8 protein-coding genes are annotated in these 16796 nt (G+C 50.8%); 1 reads left to right on the top strand and 7 read right to left on the bottom strand.

Features of this window, described 5'->3' with window-relative positions:
• Positions 1–204 precede the first annotated feature (204 nt).
• Positions 205–1041 carry a queuosine precursor transporter gene (locus tag MRY86_RS11150; RefSeq protein WP_363325458.1) on the top strand — a complete coding sequence of 279 codons (837 nt, stop codon included), beginning with the start codon at positions 205–207 and terminating at the stop codon, positions 1039–1041.
• A gap of 62 nt (positions 1042–1103) precedes the next feature.
• Here the strand turns inward: MRY86_RS11150 and MRY86_RS11145 are convergent, their stop codons facing one another.
• The 7 genes from MRY86_RS11145 to bshC form a co-directional block, all read right to left on the bottom strand.
• Positions 1104–2108, bottom strand: coding sequence for an NAD(P)/FAD-dependent oxidoreductase (locus MRY86_RS11145; protein ID WP_044226409.1), 1005 nt, complete (start codon positions 2106–2108; stop codon positions 1104–1106).
• Between the two features lie 58 nt (positions 2109–2166).
• Entirely contained in the window at positions 2167–2892 is a 726-nt protein-coding gene (locus MRY86_RS11140) for a phosphoadenylyl-sulfate reductase (protein ID WP_293569782.1), read from the bottom strand.
• Positions 2889–3488, bottom strand: coding sequence for a bifunctional precorrin-2 dehydrogenase/sirohydrochlorin ferrochelatase (locus tag MRY86_RS11135; RefSeq protein WP_293571455.1), 600 nt, complete (start codon positions 3486–3488; stop codon positions 2889–2891). The genes MRY86_RS11140 and MRY86_RS11135 overlap by 4 nt, the downstream gene beginning before the upstream one ends.
• Positions 3488–4261, bottom strand: coding sequence for a uroporphyrinogen-III C-methyltransferase (gene cobA, locus MRY86_RS11130; RefSeq protein WP_293568414.1), 774 nt, complete (start codon positions 4259–4261; stop codon positions 3488–3490). Before cobA ends, MRY86_RS11135 begins: the two co-directional genes overlap by 1 nt.
• 3 nt (positions 4262–4264) lie before the next feature.
• The gene (locus MRY86_RS11125) at positions 4265–6397 is read right to left on the bottom strand and encodes a nitrite reductase (protein ID WP_293571454.1); all 2133 of its coding nucleotides are present in this window, start codon (positions 6395–6397) and stop codon (positions 4265–4267) included.
• A gap of 451 nt (positions 6398–6848) precedes the next feature.
• Positions 6849–14006 carry an SdrD B-like domain-containing protein gene (locus tag MRY86_RS11120; RefSeq protein WP_293564351.1) on the bottom strand — a complete coding sequence of 2386 codons (7158 nt, stop codon included), beginning with the start codon at positions 14004–14006 and terminating at the stop codon, positions 6849–6851.
• A gap of 1128 nt (positions 14007–15134) precedes the next feature.
• A complete protein-coding gene (bshC, locus tag MRY86_RS11115; RefSeq protein WP_293564349.1) occupies positions 15135–16748 on the bottom strand; it encodes a bacillithiol biosynthesis cysteine-adding enzyme BshC in 1614 nt (537 codons plus the stop codon).
• Positions 16749–16796: the final 48 nt, after the last annotated feature.

Raw genomic sequence — 16796 nt, 5'->3', positions numbered from 1 at the left:
CTAATCTATGAAATTTTCAAAGAACTTGCTCAGATGCTAAACATAGCATCTGACATTGAGTAGGTTTGCTATGGCAAACCACTTAATCGTCAGTATAAAAAGGGAACTATTTTTTTTGGGAATAGCAAACAATAGGGCATAAAATTTGATTTTGCTGGGGTAAACATTCGTTAAGGTATGAAAAGAGGAGAAACAAACAATACCATGCAGCAAGAATCGGAACCGAATAACGCCTCAAAATTTAAGATTCTTGATGTACTGGAGCACCGGCCTACCTTCCTTTTTGTTATCCTCGGTGGATTTTTTGTTGCCAATGCGCTTGTTGCCGAGTTTATCGGAGTCAAGATTTTTGCATTGGAAGACACGATGGGGTGGGAGCGTTTCAATTTTAACCTCTTTGGGCAAAGCGGGGCGCTGCAGTTTTCAGCGGGCGTTTTGCTCTGGCCCATCGTTTTCGTGATGACGGATGTGATCAATGAATATTACGGAAAACGTGGTATCCGCCTGCTTTCTTTTCTGGCGGTAGGATTGATTACCTATGCCTTCTTTATGATTTTCGCGGCCATTCAGCTCGCACCTGCAGATTGGTGGGTAGAACAGAATACCAATAAAGGGGTGCCGGATATGCAGGATGCTTTCAGTGTAATTCTGGGGCAGGGGTTACTGATCATCGTCGGCTCCCTGGTGGCTTTTCTGATTGCACAGCTGGTGGACGTGGTGTCTTTTCATCAAATTAAAGAAGCAACCGGAGAAAAAATGATCTGGCTGCGCGCCACTGGTTCTACGCTAATCTCACAGCTGGTCGACAGTTTTGTTGTACTTGCTATTGCCTTCAAGTTTGGCCCCGAACTGGTGGGCAATGTGGAGCCCTGGAGCTGGAGTCAGCTGCTGGCAGTAGGGACCGTACAATACGCCTACAAATTCATGATGGCGATTGTCCTGACACCCTTGATCTACCTGGCGCATTACGTTATTGACAACTACCTTGGACAGGAGCGGGCTGCGGCTATGAAAGCCCGTGCGGGCAGTTGGGATAACTAAAAATCCGGTGCAACCAACCTGGGCTGACACCGGATTTCTGATCTTTTTTGATGAGGGTTTGGTTAGAACCCTTCCACACCATTTACGGTCGTATACTTGAAGCTCAGCTTTTTATCCGGATTGATCTGCTTGTAAGCGGATTGCACCATCAGAGTTGCTTCGTGGAAGCCACAAAGGATAAGCTTGAGCTTGCCAGGGTAAGTGTTGATATCTCCAACGGCATAAATACCCGGTACATTCGTGCTGTAATCGAAGGTGTCCACCTCAATGGCATTCTTATCGATATTCAGGCCCCAGTCTGCAATGGGCCCCAGTTTTGGCGAAAGCCCGAAGAGCGGGATAAAATGATCCGTGGATTTGACGACCTCGCCTTCCGTTTTGTGCTTGATCACCACGTCGGTGAGTTTGCCGTTCCCTTTCAGGCCCACAGCCTGGGCGTCCGTCAGCAGTTTGATGCGGCCTTCTTCTGCGAGTTGGAAGGCTTTCTCCACACTGTCGGGTGCCGCCCGGAATTGCTTGCGGCGGTGAATAAGGGTCACTTCTTCTGCCACATCCGCCAGGAAAATGGTCCAGTCCAGCGCACTGTCGCCACCACCGGCTACCACGACTCTCTTGTCCCGGTAATCTTCCGGATTGCGTATGATGTAGTCCACGCCACGGTCTTCAAACTGTGCCAGGTTGCTGATGGGCGGCTTGCGGGGCTCAAAACAGCCCAGCCCACCGGCGATACAGATCACTGGCGCATTGATTTCAGTGCCCCGGTTGGTCCGTAGGAGGAAAGACTCGTCCTCCAGCCGTTCGATAGTTTCCGCCCGTTCGCCCAGCGTAAAGCCAGGATTGAAAGGCTTGATCTGCTCCATGAGGTTGTCTACCAGTTCCTGTGCCAGGATGCTGGGATAACCCGGAATATCATAAATAGGCTTCTTAGGGTATATTTCAGAAAGCTGCCCGCCCGGCTGTGGCAAAGCATCAACCAAGTGGCAGCGCAGTTTTACCAAACCCGCCTCAAATACCGTAAATAATCCACAGGGCCCAGCCCCAATGATGAGAATGTCAGTCTGTATCATTGATTCCAATTGTCGTGTTCCGTGAAAGAAACACTTTTGCCTAAATAGAGTTTTAACGTTATTTACCTTCTTGCACCTGATTGACAAAGCCGGCAGGGTGCAAACCACATTCGGTCTTGGTTTTGCCTTTCCAGCGGCCCGCCCGGCCCTGCCCCTTGGCGGTGCAATGCTCACAGCCTACAGAACCATATCCTAGTGCTTCGAGGGGATGGCGTGGCAGCTTGTAGTATTCCGTGTAAAAATACCATTCGCCTTCGTCAATGTCGATCAGCGGATTGAATTTGAGGATGCCATCCTGCTCTTCAAAGACGGCAAGGGATGACCGGTATCCGGTTTGGTAAGCCATTAGGCCAGTAATCCAAACCTTATGCTTTGCCTTGATCGGCTCAAGTGGCAGTACCTTGTTGACGGCGCAGCATACGTCAGGGTTAGAATGCCACCACCCTTCCTTCGCTGTGATCTCATTCTGAGCCTGGTCCGGCAGCACGTCAATGACATTTAGCCCAAACTCATTCGCAATTTGCTCGCGGTATTCCAAAGTTTTCTTGAAATGAAAAGTCGTATTGATAAAATGCACCGGCTGCTTAGGGCGGAAGCGGGACACCAGGTGCAGTAGCATCACAGAACGGGTGCCGAAAGAAGAGGTGTACAGCACATCCTCCTGCGGAAAGAACCTGCTCAGCATCCGGAGCCGCTGCTCAAAGGTCAGCGGGGTGAAAATCTTGTTGAGCTGCTTGACGTCAAGTGTTGACCATTGTTGTGTCATATGCGTATGGCTTATCATGTCTGTTGGTTTTGGCGCTCCTCCACGAGGGAAGCGGTCAGATTGTTGAGTTCCTTTACTTTGGTTTCGAAGTCCCCCTTGAGTTGGTCCCGGAAGACTTTCAGGTGGCTGAGCAGGGCATCCGTTTCCTCCGGCAGGATAGCTTCCAGCCACTGCCGGAAACGCTTGGCAAAGGTGGGGGACTGCCCGTTGGTGGAAATGGCGACCTTCAGGCTGCCGCGGGTCACGATACTGCCGAGGTAGAAATCGCAAAGTGCCGGTGTGTCGGCTACATTGACCAGAGCTCCGCGGGCTTTTGCTGCGTCACGTACTTGCCGGTTCAAGTCTTCGAAATTCGTTGCTGCAACAACCAGGTCAAAACCTTCTGTGTCTGCCGGTTCAAAGTCTTTTCGAATGATATTGAGGTCAACATCCGGATAATGCTCCAGTAGCTCAGAAACAGGGGGCAGCACCTCTCGGGCCACTACGGTAATATGCGCATCCGGACTGCTTTTGAGCAGAAAGGTTAGCTTTTCGCACCCCACCTCTCCAGCACCCACGATGAGCATCTTCAGGCGGTCGAGCTTGAGGAAAACGGGATAGAGTGTATTTTTCATCAGGCACGTTCTTTTAGAGGTTGTTCGGCAGCGATGGCCTGATAGTTCCAGTTGGGGTGCAGCCGCACGACTTCCCCAAAGACCAGAATACCGGGACGGGGCAGTGCCGCTGCTTCAATGAGCGCCGGCAGGGTTGCAGCAGTACCTAGCACGCGCCGTTCATCAGCGGTGGAACCTTTAGAGATGACCATTGCAGGCAGGTCGGCTTTTCCCTGCTTGATGAATTCCTGCGCGATAGCGGTTGCTTTCCGCATGCCCATGAGGACGATAACCGTTGCGGTAGACTGGGCAGCAAGCGCAATATCTCCGGACAAGCCGCCGGAACGGGTAGTGCCTGTAATGACCCAGAAGCTTTCACTGTAACCACGGCTTGTAGGCGGTACCTGCTGTAATTCCGGCAAAGCGATGCAGCTGGAAATACCCGGTACAATTTCCACCGGGATGCCTTGTTCCTGCGCATAGGCAGTTTCTTCCTTGCCCCGCCCAAATACGAAGGCATCGCCTCCTTTCAGCCGGACAGCGTGGCCATATGCCTTTGCTGATTTCACGAGCAAGGCATTGATTTCCTCCTGCGACATGCGGTGTGCGCCGGCCCGCTTGCCTACAAAAATGCGGGGCGCTTCGGGGCGGGCGTGATTGAGCAGACGGGTATCAATTAAGGCATCGTACAGAATGACATCTGCGGTGCGCAGCGCCCGGGCGCCTTTCAGCGTGAGCAGCTCCGGATCGCCCGGGCCGGCACCTACCAATGTGATCTTAGGTTCTTTGTTCATGGCTCAGGCTTTGTAGTAGTTATCGACAACGAGCTTGTCCTGGCCGGCTTCCTTGAGTTGTGCCTCCCGCACGGCAATGACGCGTTTGCGGAAAGATTGCGCTTTTTTCAGGTAAGTGGCCGCAAATTCAGGAGTAGGTGCCTGCGCTTTCATTTCCAGTACAAATGCTTCAAAGTCTTCGGTCAGCGCCGGGAAATCATTGGTGGCGATGTAGTGCTCCTGGAAGTCTTTCAGAATTTTCCGATGGGTATTGCAATTGACATCCTTGGCGAGCAGCAGCGCTTTGGCACCGATAACCATGCTGGTGTAGGCATGGTAAATGCCATCTGCGAAAGCTTCTGCGTCTATGGCTTCCTCTGCCAGTTGGTACTTCACCTGAGCTTCTCCCAAAATAGTCCCGATCACATCGAGGGTAACACCGGCGCATTCTCCGACACCAATTTCCTGACGGTAGGCCTCGTCCTGCCCCCAGTCGAAGTAGTCCTCAGCGATCAGGTTATCCGTTTCAGCCAGAGGCTTGAGCAGGGTGTAGAAGTAGCGCTTCCCCTGCTCCTGAAAGTATTCGTTGAATCGTTGCCCGGTAGTGCTGTTTGACTGGAAATCATCAAGCAGGGTCCGGAGCGCCTGTGGGATGCGCTTTGTAGGCAATTTAATCACCTTTTGAGCAATGAAGCCTTCGCCCTCAGGAGAGACACCTCCGCCCAACAAAACCTGCATCGCTGGCAGCACCTGCGCACCGGTCTTGATAGAACTGCCATGCAAGCCAATTTGCGCGGCCATATGCTGCCCGCAGGAATTCATGCAGCCGCTGATTTTTATCCGGATATCGCTGGTCTCCAGCAATTCGTCGTATTCTTCCAGTAAGACTTGTTCCAGTTTTGAGGCCAGCCCGGTGCTGTTGGTGACGCCTAATGCACAGGTATCGGTGCCTGGGCAGGAGGTGACATCCGCGATGCTGTCCGCGCCGAGGTCTGCCAGTCCCAGCGCCTGTAGTCCGTTGTAGAGGTAAGGCAGGGCCTCCGGGCGGACAAAACGCAGCAACAATCCCTGTTGTACCGTTATCCGGATGTCATCGGCAGCATAAGCTTTAACGAGGTCGGCCAACGGGCGGGCAATGCGGGCGTGAATATCTCCACGTGGGACTTTTACCTGCACGCCGTAAAACCCTTCCTGCTTCTGGCGGAAAGTATTAAGGACCAGCCACCGTTGGTAATGCTCCTGATCCTTGATTTCAGGACGCCCCTGGGGTGCATCAGGCAGAAGTACCTCTTCTTCCGCAGTCACTATCGGGACAGACTGCTGAGGCAGGCTGGGCCATTCTTCTTTAGCCAGCTTCATGAATGCCTCAACCCCCATTTTTTTAATCATAAACTTCATGCGGGCTTTCATCCGCTTTTCGCGTTCTCCGTAGCGGTCAAATACCCGAATGCAGGCTTCCATGAAGGGGATAATCTGGTCGTCTGGCAGGAATTCGTAGACGGTTTGGGCAATGGCACCAACGGCACCGAGCCCGCCACCAATCACTACTTTGAACCCGCGGCGCAGCTCACCCTCATGTTCCCGCAGACGGGGGATGAAACCAAAGTCATGGAAATAGGTATAGGCGGAGTCCCGCTCACTGGATGAGAAGGCAGGCTTGATTTTACGCCCCATTTCCTGGCAAATCGGGTTGCGCAGGAAGTATTCGAAAGTCGCCTGTACATAAGGTGCCACATCAAATGGTTCCTCGGGATCAATGCCGGCGGTGGGGGAAGCAGTGATGTTGCGTACGGTATTCCCGCAGGCTTCCCGGGCGGTCAGTCCTGCTTCTGCCAGTGCTTCCCAGATTAATGGTGAATCGCTGAGCTTGACGAAGTGCATTTGCACATTTTGCCGGGTAGTCAGGTGAAGGTTCCCGTTGGTGTAGCGCTCCGAGATATCGGCAAGGGCCCTGAGCTGAGTAGTAGTGATTTTGCCATAGGGTATCTTGGTGCGGAACATCTGCACCCCAAATTGCCGTTGCCCGTAAACACCGCGGGTCAGGCGGTACAGTTTGAAGCGCTCTTCATCTTCTTTTCCGGAATAGAAGCCGTCGATCCGTTGCTTCAGTTCCTCAATATCTTTTTGGTCTTCAGTAGGTATAGTTGTAGCAGACATGGTCAAACTTTTGGGTTTGGTCAATAGCACTTTAGGGGCATTGGGTTGCAATTAGCCCGGTAATTTGGTTTGAAAATTCAGCAGGGAAAGAATCGTGAATCAGAGGGTAGGGCAGGAGCAGCAACAACATCGCATCCGCAGATACCGCCGGAACATATCGTGGCTCATCAAGGCTTGCATGGTATATTGCTTTTGGTTCATAGTGCAATTATACAGCCTTACATTGAATAAAACAATACTAAACCGATAGGAATTTAGGTAATTTAACTTCTGGTTGTTTTAATACATTGATTTATAGGTCTTTAGGTTTGTTTTTTTTCTTTTCTAAAAAGCCCGATTTGTACTAAAAACAGACCGGACCAGGAATTTAAAAAAGGAGAAGGGAATAAAAAAAGCTGTACCGGAAGTCTCCCGATACAGCTTTTTGATATACTAAAGCTAACAAATTCGCTTACTTCTTCGTCAGTTTCAGGACTTTAACGCCTGATTTGCTGTAGTTCAGCTTAACGAAGTAGGTGCCGGATGGCAATTGTTTTACATCCAGTTCCAGTTGCTGCGCATCGGGTGCCAGCTGCTGTGAATAGATGACATTGCCCTGAACACCCAAGAGCTCTACTGTCACGGATTCCCCGAAGGTTTCAAATAGCTCAAGTGTAGCCACTTCTTCTGCCGGGTTTGGATAGAGCAGTGCAATTTCTGAATCTCCGTAGAGGATCGCTTCGGCTTCCTCAGAGTAGAAGATGTCACCCTGTGGGTTTTCAATCCGCAGGCGGTAGAGGTTGCGGCCGCGCTTGGCATCATCGTGCATTTGCTCGTAGTAGTTCATCACACCAAGGTAGGCAGAGGGCTCTTCTACAGTTGCAATTTCCACAAATCGCTCTCCGCCATCAGCAGAGTGTTCGACGGTGTAGGTATGGTCCTGAATAAACTCTTCGGTCATCCAGCTGACCATGACTTCTCCGTCCACCTCATTGGTGACTTCTGCGGTAAGCGGCATTGGCGAACCACAGTAAATTGGGCTGTTGGTACCGGTAATCGTCTCAATATCCGTTGAAGTACATCCGTTTTCGGTTACTTGTAGTGTGATGGTAAAAGAACCGTGGGAGGAAGCGGTAACACTTACCTGTGGACCAGTTGCGCTTTGCGGGCTAAGCCCCGGGCTAAAGGACCACTCGATCTGGGCATTGGCACCAGTTGGGCCGGCAAAGAAGGTCGTTGGCTCATCCACACAGATGAAATCAGGGCCATTGATGTCCGCCACTGCTACATTACCAACTTCAATAGTTACGATGTTGCTTTCCAGGTATACAATGCAGCATTCCCGGCGGGCACAGCGTGCAAAGTAGGTGGTTTCAGAAAGTGGCCCTGGATCGTAAGAGTCTCCGGTAGCTCCCGGAATAATCTGCCAGGTTTGCAGGTTAAATGGACCGGCTACAGTACTCTGCATCCACAGGTACTCAATAGCGCCGCTACCACCTGATGGTGATTCGATATTGATGATAGGGTCCGGATCGTTGCCAGGACCGCATAGGAACTGGTTTGGACCGATGAGCCCCGGATCGTCGATGTTGTCACACTTGGTGGAGAGGCCGGCGTCAATAGTCAGGTTAGAATCTCCTGCATTGATTACATAGATACCGGTCATCCCCATCAGAGTGTCCGCATCACTGTCAAGTGCATCATCCACACCTTGGTTAGGTGCCGTGAAGACCAGGCCTCCCGGTGCGATGAATTGTACTTTATATTCACCCGGATCTACATTAAAGAGGTAGAAGCCGTTAGCATCCGTGAACATGGTATCGATGTTGATTGGATCATTTTCAGCAGGGATCTGCAGGATGACCATCACGCCTTCGATGCCCTGTTCGTTCGGGTCCTGAATGCCATCCCGGTCTTCATCCAGCCAGACATAGTCGCCAAGCTGAGCCGGTGGTGCAATCGTTACCATACAAGTCGTTTCACAACCGTTGGCATCGGTAACGGTCGCGGTATAGTCGCCGGAGGCAAGGCCGGTTGCGGTCTGCGTGGTTTGGCCATCGCTCCAAAGGTAAGTGTAAGGGGCTGTGCCTCCTGTGACCGTAATGGTTGCTTCACCATCGTTGCCAGCCGTTGAGATAGGGCTCGTCACTTCAATAGAGCAGGATGGAGCAGGGAAGGCGTTCACGTCAATGCTCGCCGTAGCCGTACACTCTGCAATATCAGTAACCGTGACGGTGTAGGTACCTGCCGGCAGGTTAGAAATAGAAGGTGTTGTTGCACCATTGCTCCACTCGTAGAAGAACGGAGGCGTACCTCCCGTTGCGCTAACGCTTACAGCACCGTCGGTTGTATTCTCGCAAGTATTGCCTACATCGGCGGTGATATTAAGGTCGATCGCTTCCGGCTCGTTGATTTCCACAGTGAGAATATCTTCACAATCGTTCGCATCGGTAACCGTTACGGTATAGGTGCCAGCGGACAGGTTCGTTGCTGTAGGTGTCGTTTGACCATCACTCCACTCGTAGGTGAAGGGCATGGTGCCACCGGTTACTTCCACACTGGCCTGGCCATCAGACAAACCGTTACAGCTAACGTCCTCTGTCATAGAGGAGGATACGGAAGCAATTAATTCTTCCGGCTGTGCGACGCCTACGATTGCTGTTCCGGTACAACCGGCATCATCGGTTACCGTAACTTCGTAAATGCCTGCTGGGATGTCAATAAGTTCCGGTGTGGTGCTGCCCGTGTTCCACTGATAGGAGAACGGTGGCGTACCGCCGGAAACAGAGACGGCTGCTGCACCGGTTGATTCGCCAAAGCACTGTGGCGAAGTGGCGATCGGTGTCAGGCTCAGGCTTGGGAATGCGTTTATGGTGACCGAAGACATAGCTGTACACTCGTTCAGGTCTGTTACTGTAACCGTGTACTGACCAGGCTGCAGTCCATCAATGGTAGCCGTTGTTTCACCATTGCTCCACTCGTAGGTGTAGGCAGGTGTGCCGCCGGTTACCACGGCCGTAATGGAGCCTGTACCATCGTCATCACAGAAAATGTCCGTTTTATTAAGTGTGATATTGATGGGGTCTGGCTCCGCTACAGTAGCTTCTGCCGTTGCGGTACAGCCCTCAATATCGGTTACGGTTACGGAGTAGGTGCCCGCAGGTACCCCCATAATATCCGGAGTGCTGGCGCCGTTGCTCCACTCAAAGTTGTAAGGCATATTTCCTCCGGAAACAGTGGTCATCACTGCACCCAGCATATCACCGTTACAAGGATTGTTTTGCACATCAAGGCTCAGTTCTATCGCTTCCGGTTCATTGATAATGGCGGTATCGGAAGTTTCGCAGAAGTTAGCATCCCGCACCGTAACAATAAGTGTGTCCGGTCCTGAGAGCCCGGAAATGGTGTTTGAAACCACCTCGTTACCATCAACAAAAATGGTGTAGCTGGCATCATTACCGCCTGACACATTAATAACGACTTCACCGTCGCCTGCATTTGCGCAGGTAACGTCAGTCACATCAAGGTCAAGTTCAAGCAATGGTGGCTCGCCGATTGTCACCGTTTCAGATAACGTACAATCGTTGGCATCGGTAACCGTCAGGCTATATTGTCCTGCCGGCAGGTTGATCAGCTCGCTGAGCGTATCGCCGGTAGACCATTCATACGAGTATGGTGCGGTACCGCCCTCAGCAGTCACCAAAATACTGCCGGTATTGTCACCGTTGCAAAGCACATCTCTTGGTACTACTGTGATGGAAAAGTCTTCAATGACCTCAATAAAGATCTCTTCAACCTGCGTACAACCGTTGGCATCTGTTACCGTAACAGAATAAGTACCTTCAGGGAGGTTCTCAATATCTGTATCGGACTCACCGGTGCTCCATTCGTAGGTATAAGGTGGCAGTCCGCCTGTCGCCTCTACTGAAGCTTCGCCGGTATTGCCAGCTCCGCAAACCACCTCAGGGGCGTCTACGTTGATGTCGAGTTCAGGTGCTTCTTCTATGGTTACCGTTGCCGTTGCTTCACATTCGTTGGCATCGGTAACAGTGACGGTATAAGTGCCAGCACCAAGGCCGGTAATCATTTGTGTAGTGGCACCGGTGCTCCATTCATAGGAGTAAGGCGGTGTGCCCCCACTCGCCATTGCCATGGCAGTTCCGTTCATATCGCCGGGGCAAACCAGCCCGCCGGCATTCGCCTCCACCTCAATTTCGGTAGGCTGAGAAATAACAAAGGTCTGAGAAGCCGTACAGCCATTATCATCCGTGACCGTTACGCTGTAGAATCCGGCAGGTACGTTCAGAATAGCTGGCGCCATTGATCCGTTATTCCACTGATAGGTATAAGGAGGGGTGCCCCCGGTAGGGTTAGCCGTGGCTTCGCCTGTGCCGTCTGCGAAGCAAAGCAGGTTCTTGCTTGTGCCGTTAACAGCCAGGTCATCGCTTACATCAATGGTGAAGGACGTATCGTCTGTACAGCCATTTGCGTCCGTGACCGTAACGCTATAGGTGCCCGCCCCGAGGTTCATAATGGTTTGGGTGGTCGCGCCGGTGCTCCACAAGTAGGTAAACGGTGGCGTGCCTGATGTAGACATGGCGGTGAGCATGCCATCTGTCTCAGAGCCACATACAATATCTGTTCCGGTGATTACAGCTGTAACGCCATCGTATTCACCGATTTCAACGGATTTTGCGGCCTGGCATCCATTGGCATCTGTAATAGTAACCGTGTAGGTACCTGCCCCTAAACCGGTAATCATTTGAGTCGTTGCCCCTGTATTCCACTCATAGGTGTATGGAGGCGTGCCGCCCATGCCAACAGCCATTGCTGTTCCTGTAGATTCGCCCGGGCATACCTCAACTGTGGCATTGATCGTTGCTACCAGGGTAGGAGGGTCTGTTAGGACAAAGTTCTCTATAAGCTGGCAGCCGTTTTGATCTGTAACGGTAACGCTGTAGTTGCCAGCTCCAATATTTTCAAGCAGCGGGGTACCGGTTACACCGTTGCTCCACTGATAAATGTATGGTGGCGTGCCACCCCAGCCTTCAGCCAGAATGCTACCGTTTTCATCACCGGGGCAAAGTGGATTGGTAACGATAATATCCAGAATGAAATCATCTACGATATCGATGTCAATTTCATCCACGGCAGTACAGCCCAGTGCGTCGGTTACTGTCACACTGTAGGAGCCTTCCGGCAGGTTAGCAATGGCCTGTGTGGTGGCCCCTGTGCTCCATTGGTAACTGTAAGGCGGGTTTCCGCCGGAAGCCATAGCGGTTGCAAGCCCTTCGCCTTCCGGGTCGCAAATGGTTTCATCACCACTGATCACCACGACTAATGCTGATGCTTCCTCTATAACTACTGCTGCCAGGTCCTCACATCCATTAGCGTCTGTAACAGTTACGGTATAAGTTCCTGCGCTTAGCCCGGTGATCATCTGAGTCGTGGCACCAGTATTCCACAGATAAGTGTAGGGAGGTGTGCCGCCGCTGGCCATCGCCATCGCCATGCCCGTTGTTTCGCCGGGGCACAATTCCTGAGTTGCTGAAATATCTGCCACAACAGCTGGCGGGTCAACCAGCGTGAAGTCTTCAATGAGTTGACAGCCGTTCTGGTCTGTCACTGTAACGCTATAGTTGCCTGCTCCAATGTTTTCAAGGAGCGGGGTGCCGGTCACACCATTGCTCCACTGATAGATGTAAGGTGGTGTGCCTCCCCAGCCTTCAGCCAGGATACTGCCGTTCTCATCTTCCGGGCAAAGTGGGTTGGTTACGATAATGTCGAGGATGAAGTCATCCACAATTTCAATATCGATAGACTCTATTGCCGTACAACCAAGGGCATCCGTCACTGTGACGGTGTAGGTGCCTTCCGGCAGGTTGCCAATGGAAGCTGTGGTGCTGCTGTTGCTCCAGTTGTAGGTAAACGGTGGGGTGCCGCCAATTGGAGTAGCAGTAGCAAATCCCTCGCCTTCCGGGTCACAAACGGTTTCGTCTCCGCTAATGGTTACGCCAAGGCTTGGCGCGGCTTCAATAACGACTGTAGCAACGTCCTGGCACTGTGCGGCATCCGTTACAGTAACGGTATAGGTGCCCGCGCCAAGGCCTGTAATTTGCTGCGTGGTCTCTCCTGTGCTCCACAGATAGCTAAATGGAGCCGTCCCCCCTGATACGGTTGCGGTTGCCGTAGAGGTGTTCTCACCCAGGCAAACGGTAGACTCAGAGGTAATGATGGAAACAATCAGGTTAGGTGGGGTATCGATCATGACCGCGTCGGTAGCTGTACAGCCATTTACATCGGTAACAGTTACCATATATACACCACCGGGAAGGTTCGAAATCGTTTGCGTTGTCGCACCCGTGCTCCACTGATACGTGAATGGGCCCGCTCCATCAGTAACGGAAACAGTTGCAGAACCGTTCGTGCCATCACATACCGTAACGTCGTTGGCAATGGTCGTGATTTCAAGGTCTGTGGCTGCCATAATCATGGTAGAAGCTACATCCTGACACCCTTGGGCATCCGTGACTGTAACAGCGTACACACCCGGTGCCAGCCCGGAAATCGTTTGTGTGACAGCACCGTTGCTCCAGCTGTAGGAAACCGGCTGCACACCACCTACCGGGAATGCCGTGATAGACCCGTCATTCTGATCAGGGCAGCTTTCGTCGTTCTTTTGCAGGGATACATTCAGGTTAGACAGTGGAGCGATGACTACATTGTCTACGGCGATACACCCGTTTGCGTCCGTAACCGTTACGGAATAGCCTCCGGGAGCAAGACCAGCTATAGAAGTCGTTGTTGCGCCGGTGCTCCACAGATAACTGTAGGGTAGGGTGCCGCCCGAAGCAACAACGAAGGCAGAGCCATTGTCGTCGCCCACGCAAACCGGGTTTTGCCCGGTAGCATTGGCAAAGAGTGCAGGTGGTTCAATCACGGTGCCTGAGCCAACCGCCTGACAGCCTTCACTGTCTGTGACGGTAACCGTGTAAGTACCAGGTGCCAGGCCGCTGATAGAAGAAGCTGTCGCACCTGTATTCCATAAATAAGCAAACGGGGGAGTTCCGCCAATTGGCGTTGCGGTGATTTGCCCGTCGTTATCACCCGGGCAGGTAATATTGTTAACGTTAACGTTTACATCCAGAGGCGTGAAATCAACTGTTATACACTCCACTGCACCGCACAGGTCCTGATCGGTCATGGTAACGCAGTAAGTGCCTGATCCCGGTACGGTAATGGTAGATCCGGTCTGCCCGGTGTTCCAGTTGTAATTGTAGGGTGGCTCCCCGCCGCTGCCTGTTGCCGTAATGGTAATAGGCAGTGTACAGTTGTCAGCCGTGATGTCTACATTGACCAAATCTGGCTGTGTGACTGTAACATTCTTAATAGCGGTGTTATTGGAGGCATCTACCACGGTAACAGTATAAGTGCCAGCTGTAATCCCGGAAAGTACAGGCCCTACCGTACCCGTATTCCAGGTATAGCTGTATGGGGCATTCCCTCCGGAGGCGGTTGCCGTTACACTACCGTTCGGTTGACCAAAACAGGCAGGCTCCGTGACCTGAAAGTCGACTGTGATCTGTGCCTGTAAAACGGAAATCGATAAAAAGAAGAGCGGAAGCATCATTAATAAGCGGTTCTTCGGGCTCTTCAGCTTACACAATAACCTTGTGCGAATGGAAGATTGTAAAATTCTTTGCATCTGGATTATGAATTTGTTAGCTGAAAAATGGTATTTAACAGATTAGGATCAGTAAGGACTAGGGCATACGGCAGTCTTGGCTAGACCAAATACCTCTAATTTCTACCGATAAATGAATTTACTGACTATCGTTAAACCTGGAAAAACACCAAAACAGCCATAGCAACGCTATAGCTTTTTCTTTATGAAGGGAACTCCGATATTTCCGGAGCCAAAGGGGAATGGTGGGGCAAGATGATTGCTACTGTGTGTAGACGCGTTTCTACGTCTTATGTCACAAAGAAACAAATTTTGCTTCAAACTTCCAATCACTTTTTGGAAGTTTGCTGGGAACAGGTGTACCAAACATTTCTTTTTAAGGTGGGCCCGCATCCCTGCCTTTAATTATCTATACGGCTGGGTCTATTGAATGTTCCAAAAAAACCACATCTTTTTCCTGAAAACCAACGTATTAAGAAAAAATTTAGATGTTTGTCTGGTTCTTTGTGTACGTTATCCGGAGTTTCCGTTATCTTTAGCGCAAAAAAAATAAGTCGCACTGAATCTCAGTACGACTTATCATTCATAATCCCATGAACATGTACGAAAACTAGCAAAAGCTAGTTGAAAAGTATAAATCTTTATATTAGGTCCTCCTAATGTGGAGGCTTAATTGTCTTTCAAGGTTTGGAAGTAGTTGCCGTATAGCAAGTCAGATTTTCCCAGATCCGACTTGCTATAAGAGGCAAACTAAAATCCCAAATAAAAATCCCAAATTTTGAGAGCCGATTCATTCACCGGCTTCTATCTTCGTTTGACATTACAAACATCTTAATAATTACAAGGGATAACAAAGACAAAAACGAGCTATTGTGAAAAAAATACCTTAGAGTAGTGGCTGTAATCCTTTTTTAAAAGTGTTTTTCTGTTTTTTTTGTGAAAATAAAAGTGTTTTTCAGGCACTGATTCGGAAGATAAAAAGCTCAAAAACTTTCCTTTTTTATTTGCGGGAAACAAAAAATGCACTGCTGAGTAAGCTTCAGCAGTGCATTTTTGATTCGGCCGATGGCCTGTTTAGGCATCAATAAGCACGACAAAGTGATTATCAAGTGGGTCGAGGTGCTCAAGCAGGGCCTCAAAAAAGCCCCGTCCGTATTTCAGGTAGTACATCGTGAAGTTATCGTAGCGTTCCTGAAGCCCATTATTGGGGAAAAGCTTATCCTTTAGAGTACGCATTTGGTTGACAGCAGTATCGTGGCGCTGTTTTTCGGCCCGCATGAGCTTGCCTTCGAGTTGGTTTAGGCTGTTCAATTGCCGTGCCCCTTCAGCAGCGGCAGCCTTTCGCAATGTAGGGTCTACTTCCTGAGCTTTGGCTTCTACTTGCTTGAAAACCTGAGCAAGGGCTTTTTTCTCCTCTGATAGGCTGATCTCGTTCTCTGTGTTTTCTCTGACGTATTCCTTGATCAGCGCTTCTATGTCGCCGAAGAGGTCTTCCACTTGCAGGTCAAGCTTTTCCAAACGTTTACGGGTCCCCTTATCGACAAAAAGTACGGAGTTCCGGCGGACGAGCATAGGGAAATTCAGGTCAAAGGCTTCGAATTGTTTTTTGCGCTCAAGCCAGTACGCTATTTCTCCGCCACCACCGATGTAAGCCAGATTGGGAAGGATGTGCTCCTGATAGATCGGCCGCATAACTACATTGGGGCTGAACCGCTGAGGGTTGGCTTCGATTTCTGCTTTGAGTTCATCTTCAGTCCAGGTAACATCCTGATTGAGCACCTTGAAGGTTCCCCCTTCCTGTACAATGCGCTCCCGGAAACCTTCGCCCAGGTAGAAAAAGTTAATTTCCCTGGGATAGGCTTGTTCGGAAAAACCAGCGGCTTCTAGCTCTTTAACGGTGCCTTCTACCAATGACTTGGAAGGTTGCTCAAAAATCTCCTTTTGGATGAAGGGGGCAAAGGAAGCCTTTAAATCGGGCTGGCTGGGGTCCAGGATGACGAGACCGTACTCGCCCAGCAAGCGGTGAGTCAGGTCAAAAGCGACTTCGCTGTACTTCGTTTTGCCTTCAAGGGCAGCTTTGAAAAGTTCCGTCAGCTCCTGAGCAGATGGCGAATCGCCCATAATATCAACCAAGGTGTCCAAAGCTTTCTGCAACCCGTCAAGCGGCATTTGCCCTACGGAGCCGCTGTGGTCATTTTCCCAGGTAACGGTCTTGCCAAAAATATGCAGATGATTTACTTCCTCGAAATCATGGTCTTCCCCGCCCGTGATAAAAATGGGGACGAAGTTGTAATCCGGATAGGTTTTTCCGAGCCGTTCTGCCAGATTGAGGGTAGAAATGATTTTATAAATATAGTAAAGCGGGCCGGTGAACAGGCTGGGCTGGTGGGCTGTCGTGACGGTGTACGTATTGGCTTCCAGCAAAGCGTCTATTCTGCTGCTGGTGAGGTCGCTCAGCTCCTTGCCCTCATATTGGGCTTTGAGCGCCCGGACCAACGTTTCCCGACGTTCCTGGTCAAAGGCTTTGTCCCGTATGACCGATTCAAAGGCTTCCAGCGTTACCGGGTACTTATAAAAAGGTTTAAGCCTTGGATCGGCAGTAGTGTAGGCTAGGTCCCGCTCGGACAGTTGCGGTACTTTATCAAAGGGAAGAAGTTCTCGGGTAAGGTCTGGCTTCGGTTTACTCATTTAATGTTTGTAGATTGATGATTGTAGATGCTTTTAGGAGAAAGCAAA

The sequence above is a fragment of the Phaeodactylibacter sp. genome (assembly GCF_022763345.1).
Classification (GTDB): domain Bacteria; phylum Bacteroidota; class Bacteroidia; order Chitinophagales; family Saprospiraceae; genus Phaeodactylibacter.
The sequence above is the reverse complement of the archived record's forward strand: the minus strand, read 5'-3'. Positions and strand labels throughout refer to the sequence as shown.

What these genes read in the sequence shown, in the direction of transcription:
- MRY86_RS11135 (WP_293571455.1), bottom strand. Translation starts at nt 3,488, where the DNA reads ATGAAAAATACACTCTATCCCGTTTTCCTCAAGCTCGACCGCCTGAAG.
- bshC (WP_293564349.1), bottom strand. Translation starts at nt 16,748, where the DNA reads ATGAGTAAACCGAAGCCAGACCTTACCCGAGAACTTCTTCCCTTTGAT.
- MRY86_RS11140 (WP_293569782.1), bottom strand. Translation starts at nt 2,892, where the DNA reads ATGATAAGCCATACGCATATGACACAACAATGGTCAACACTTGACGTC.
- MRY86_RS11125 (WP_293571454.1), bottom strand. Translation starts at nt 6,397, where the DNA reads ATGTCTGCTACAACTATACCTACTGAAGACCAAAAAGATATTGAGGAA.
- MRY86_RS11145 (WP_044226409.1), bottom strand. Translation starts at nt 2,108, where the DNA reads ATGATACAGACTGACATTCTCATCATTGGGGCTGGGCCCTGTGGATTA.
- MRY86_RS11120 (WP_293564351.1), bottom strand. Translation starts at nt 14,006, where the DNA reads ATGATGCTTCCGCTCTTCTTTTTATCGATTTCCGTTTTACAGGCACAG.
- cobA (WP_293568414.1), bottom strand. Translation starts at nt 4,261, where the DNA reads ATGAACAAAGAACCTAAGATCACATTGGTAGGTGCCGGCCCGGGCGAT.
- MRY86_RS11150 (WP_363325458.1), top strand. Translation starts at nt 205, where the DNA reads ATGCAGCAAGAATCGGAACCGAATAACGCCTCAAAATTTAAGATTCTT.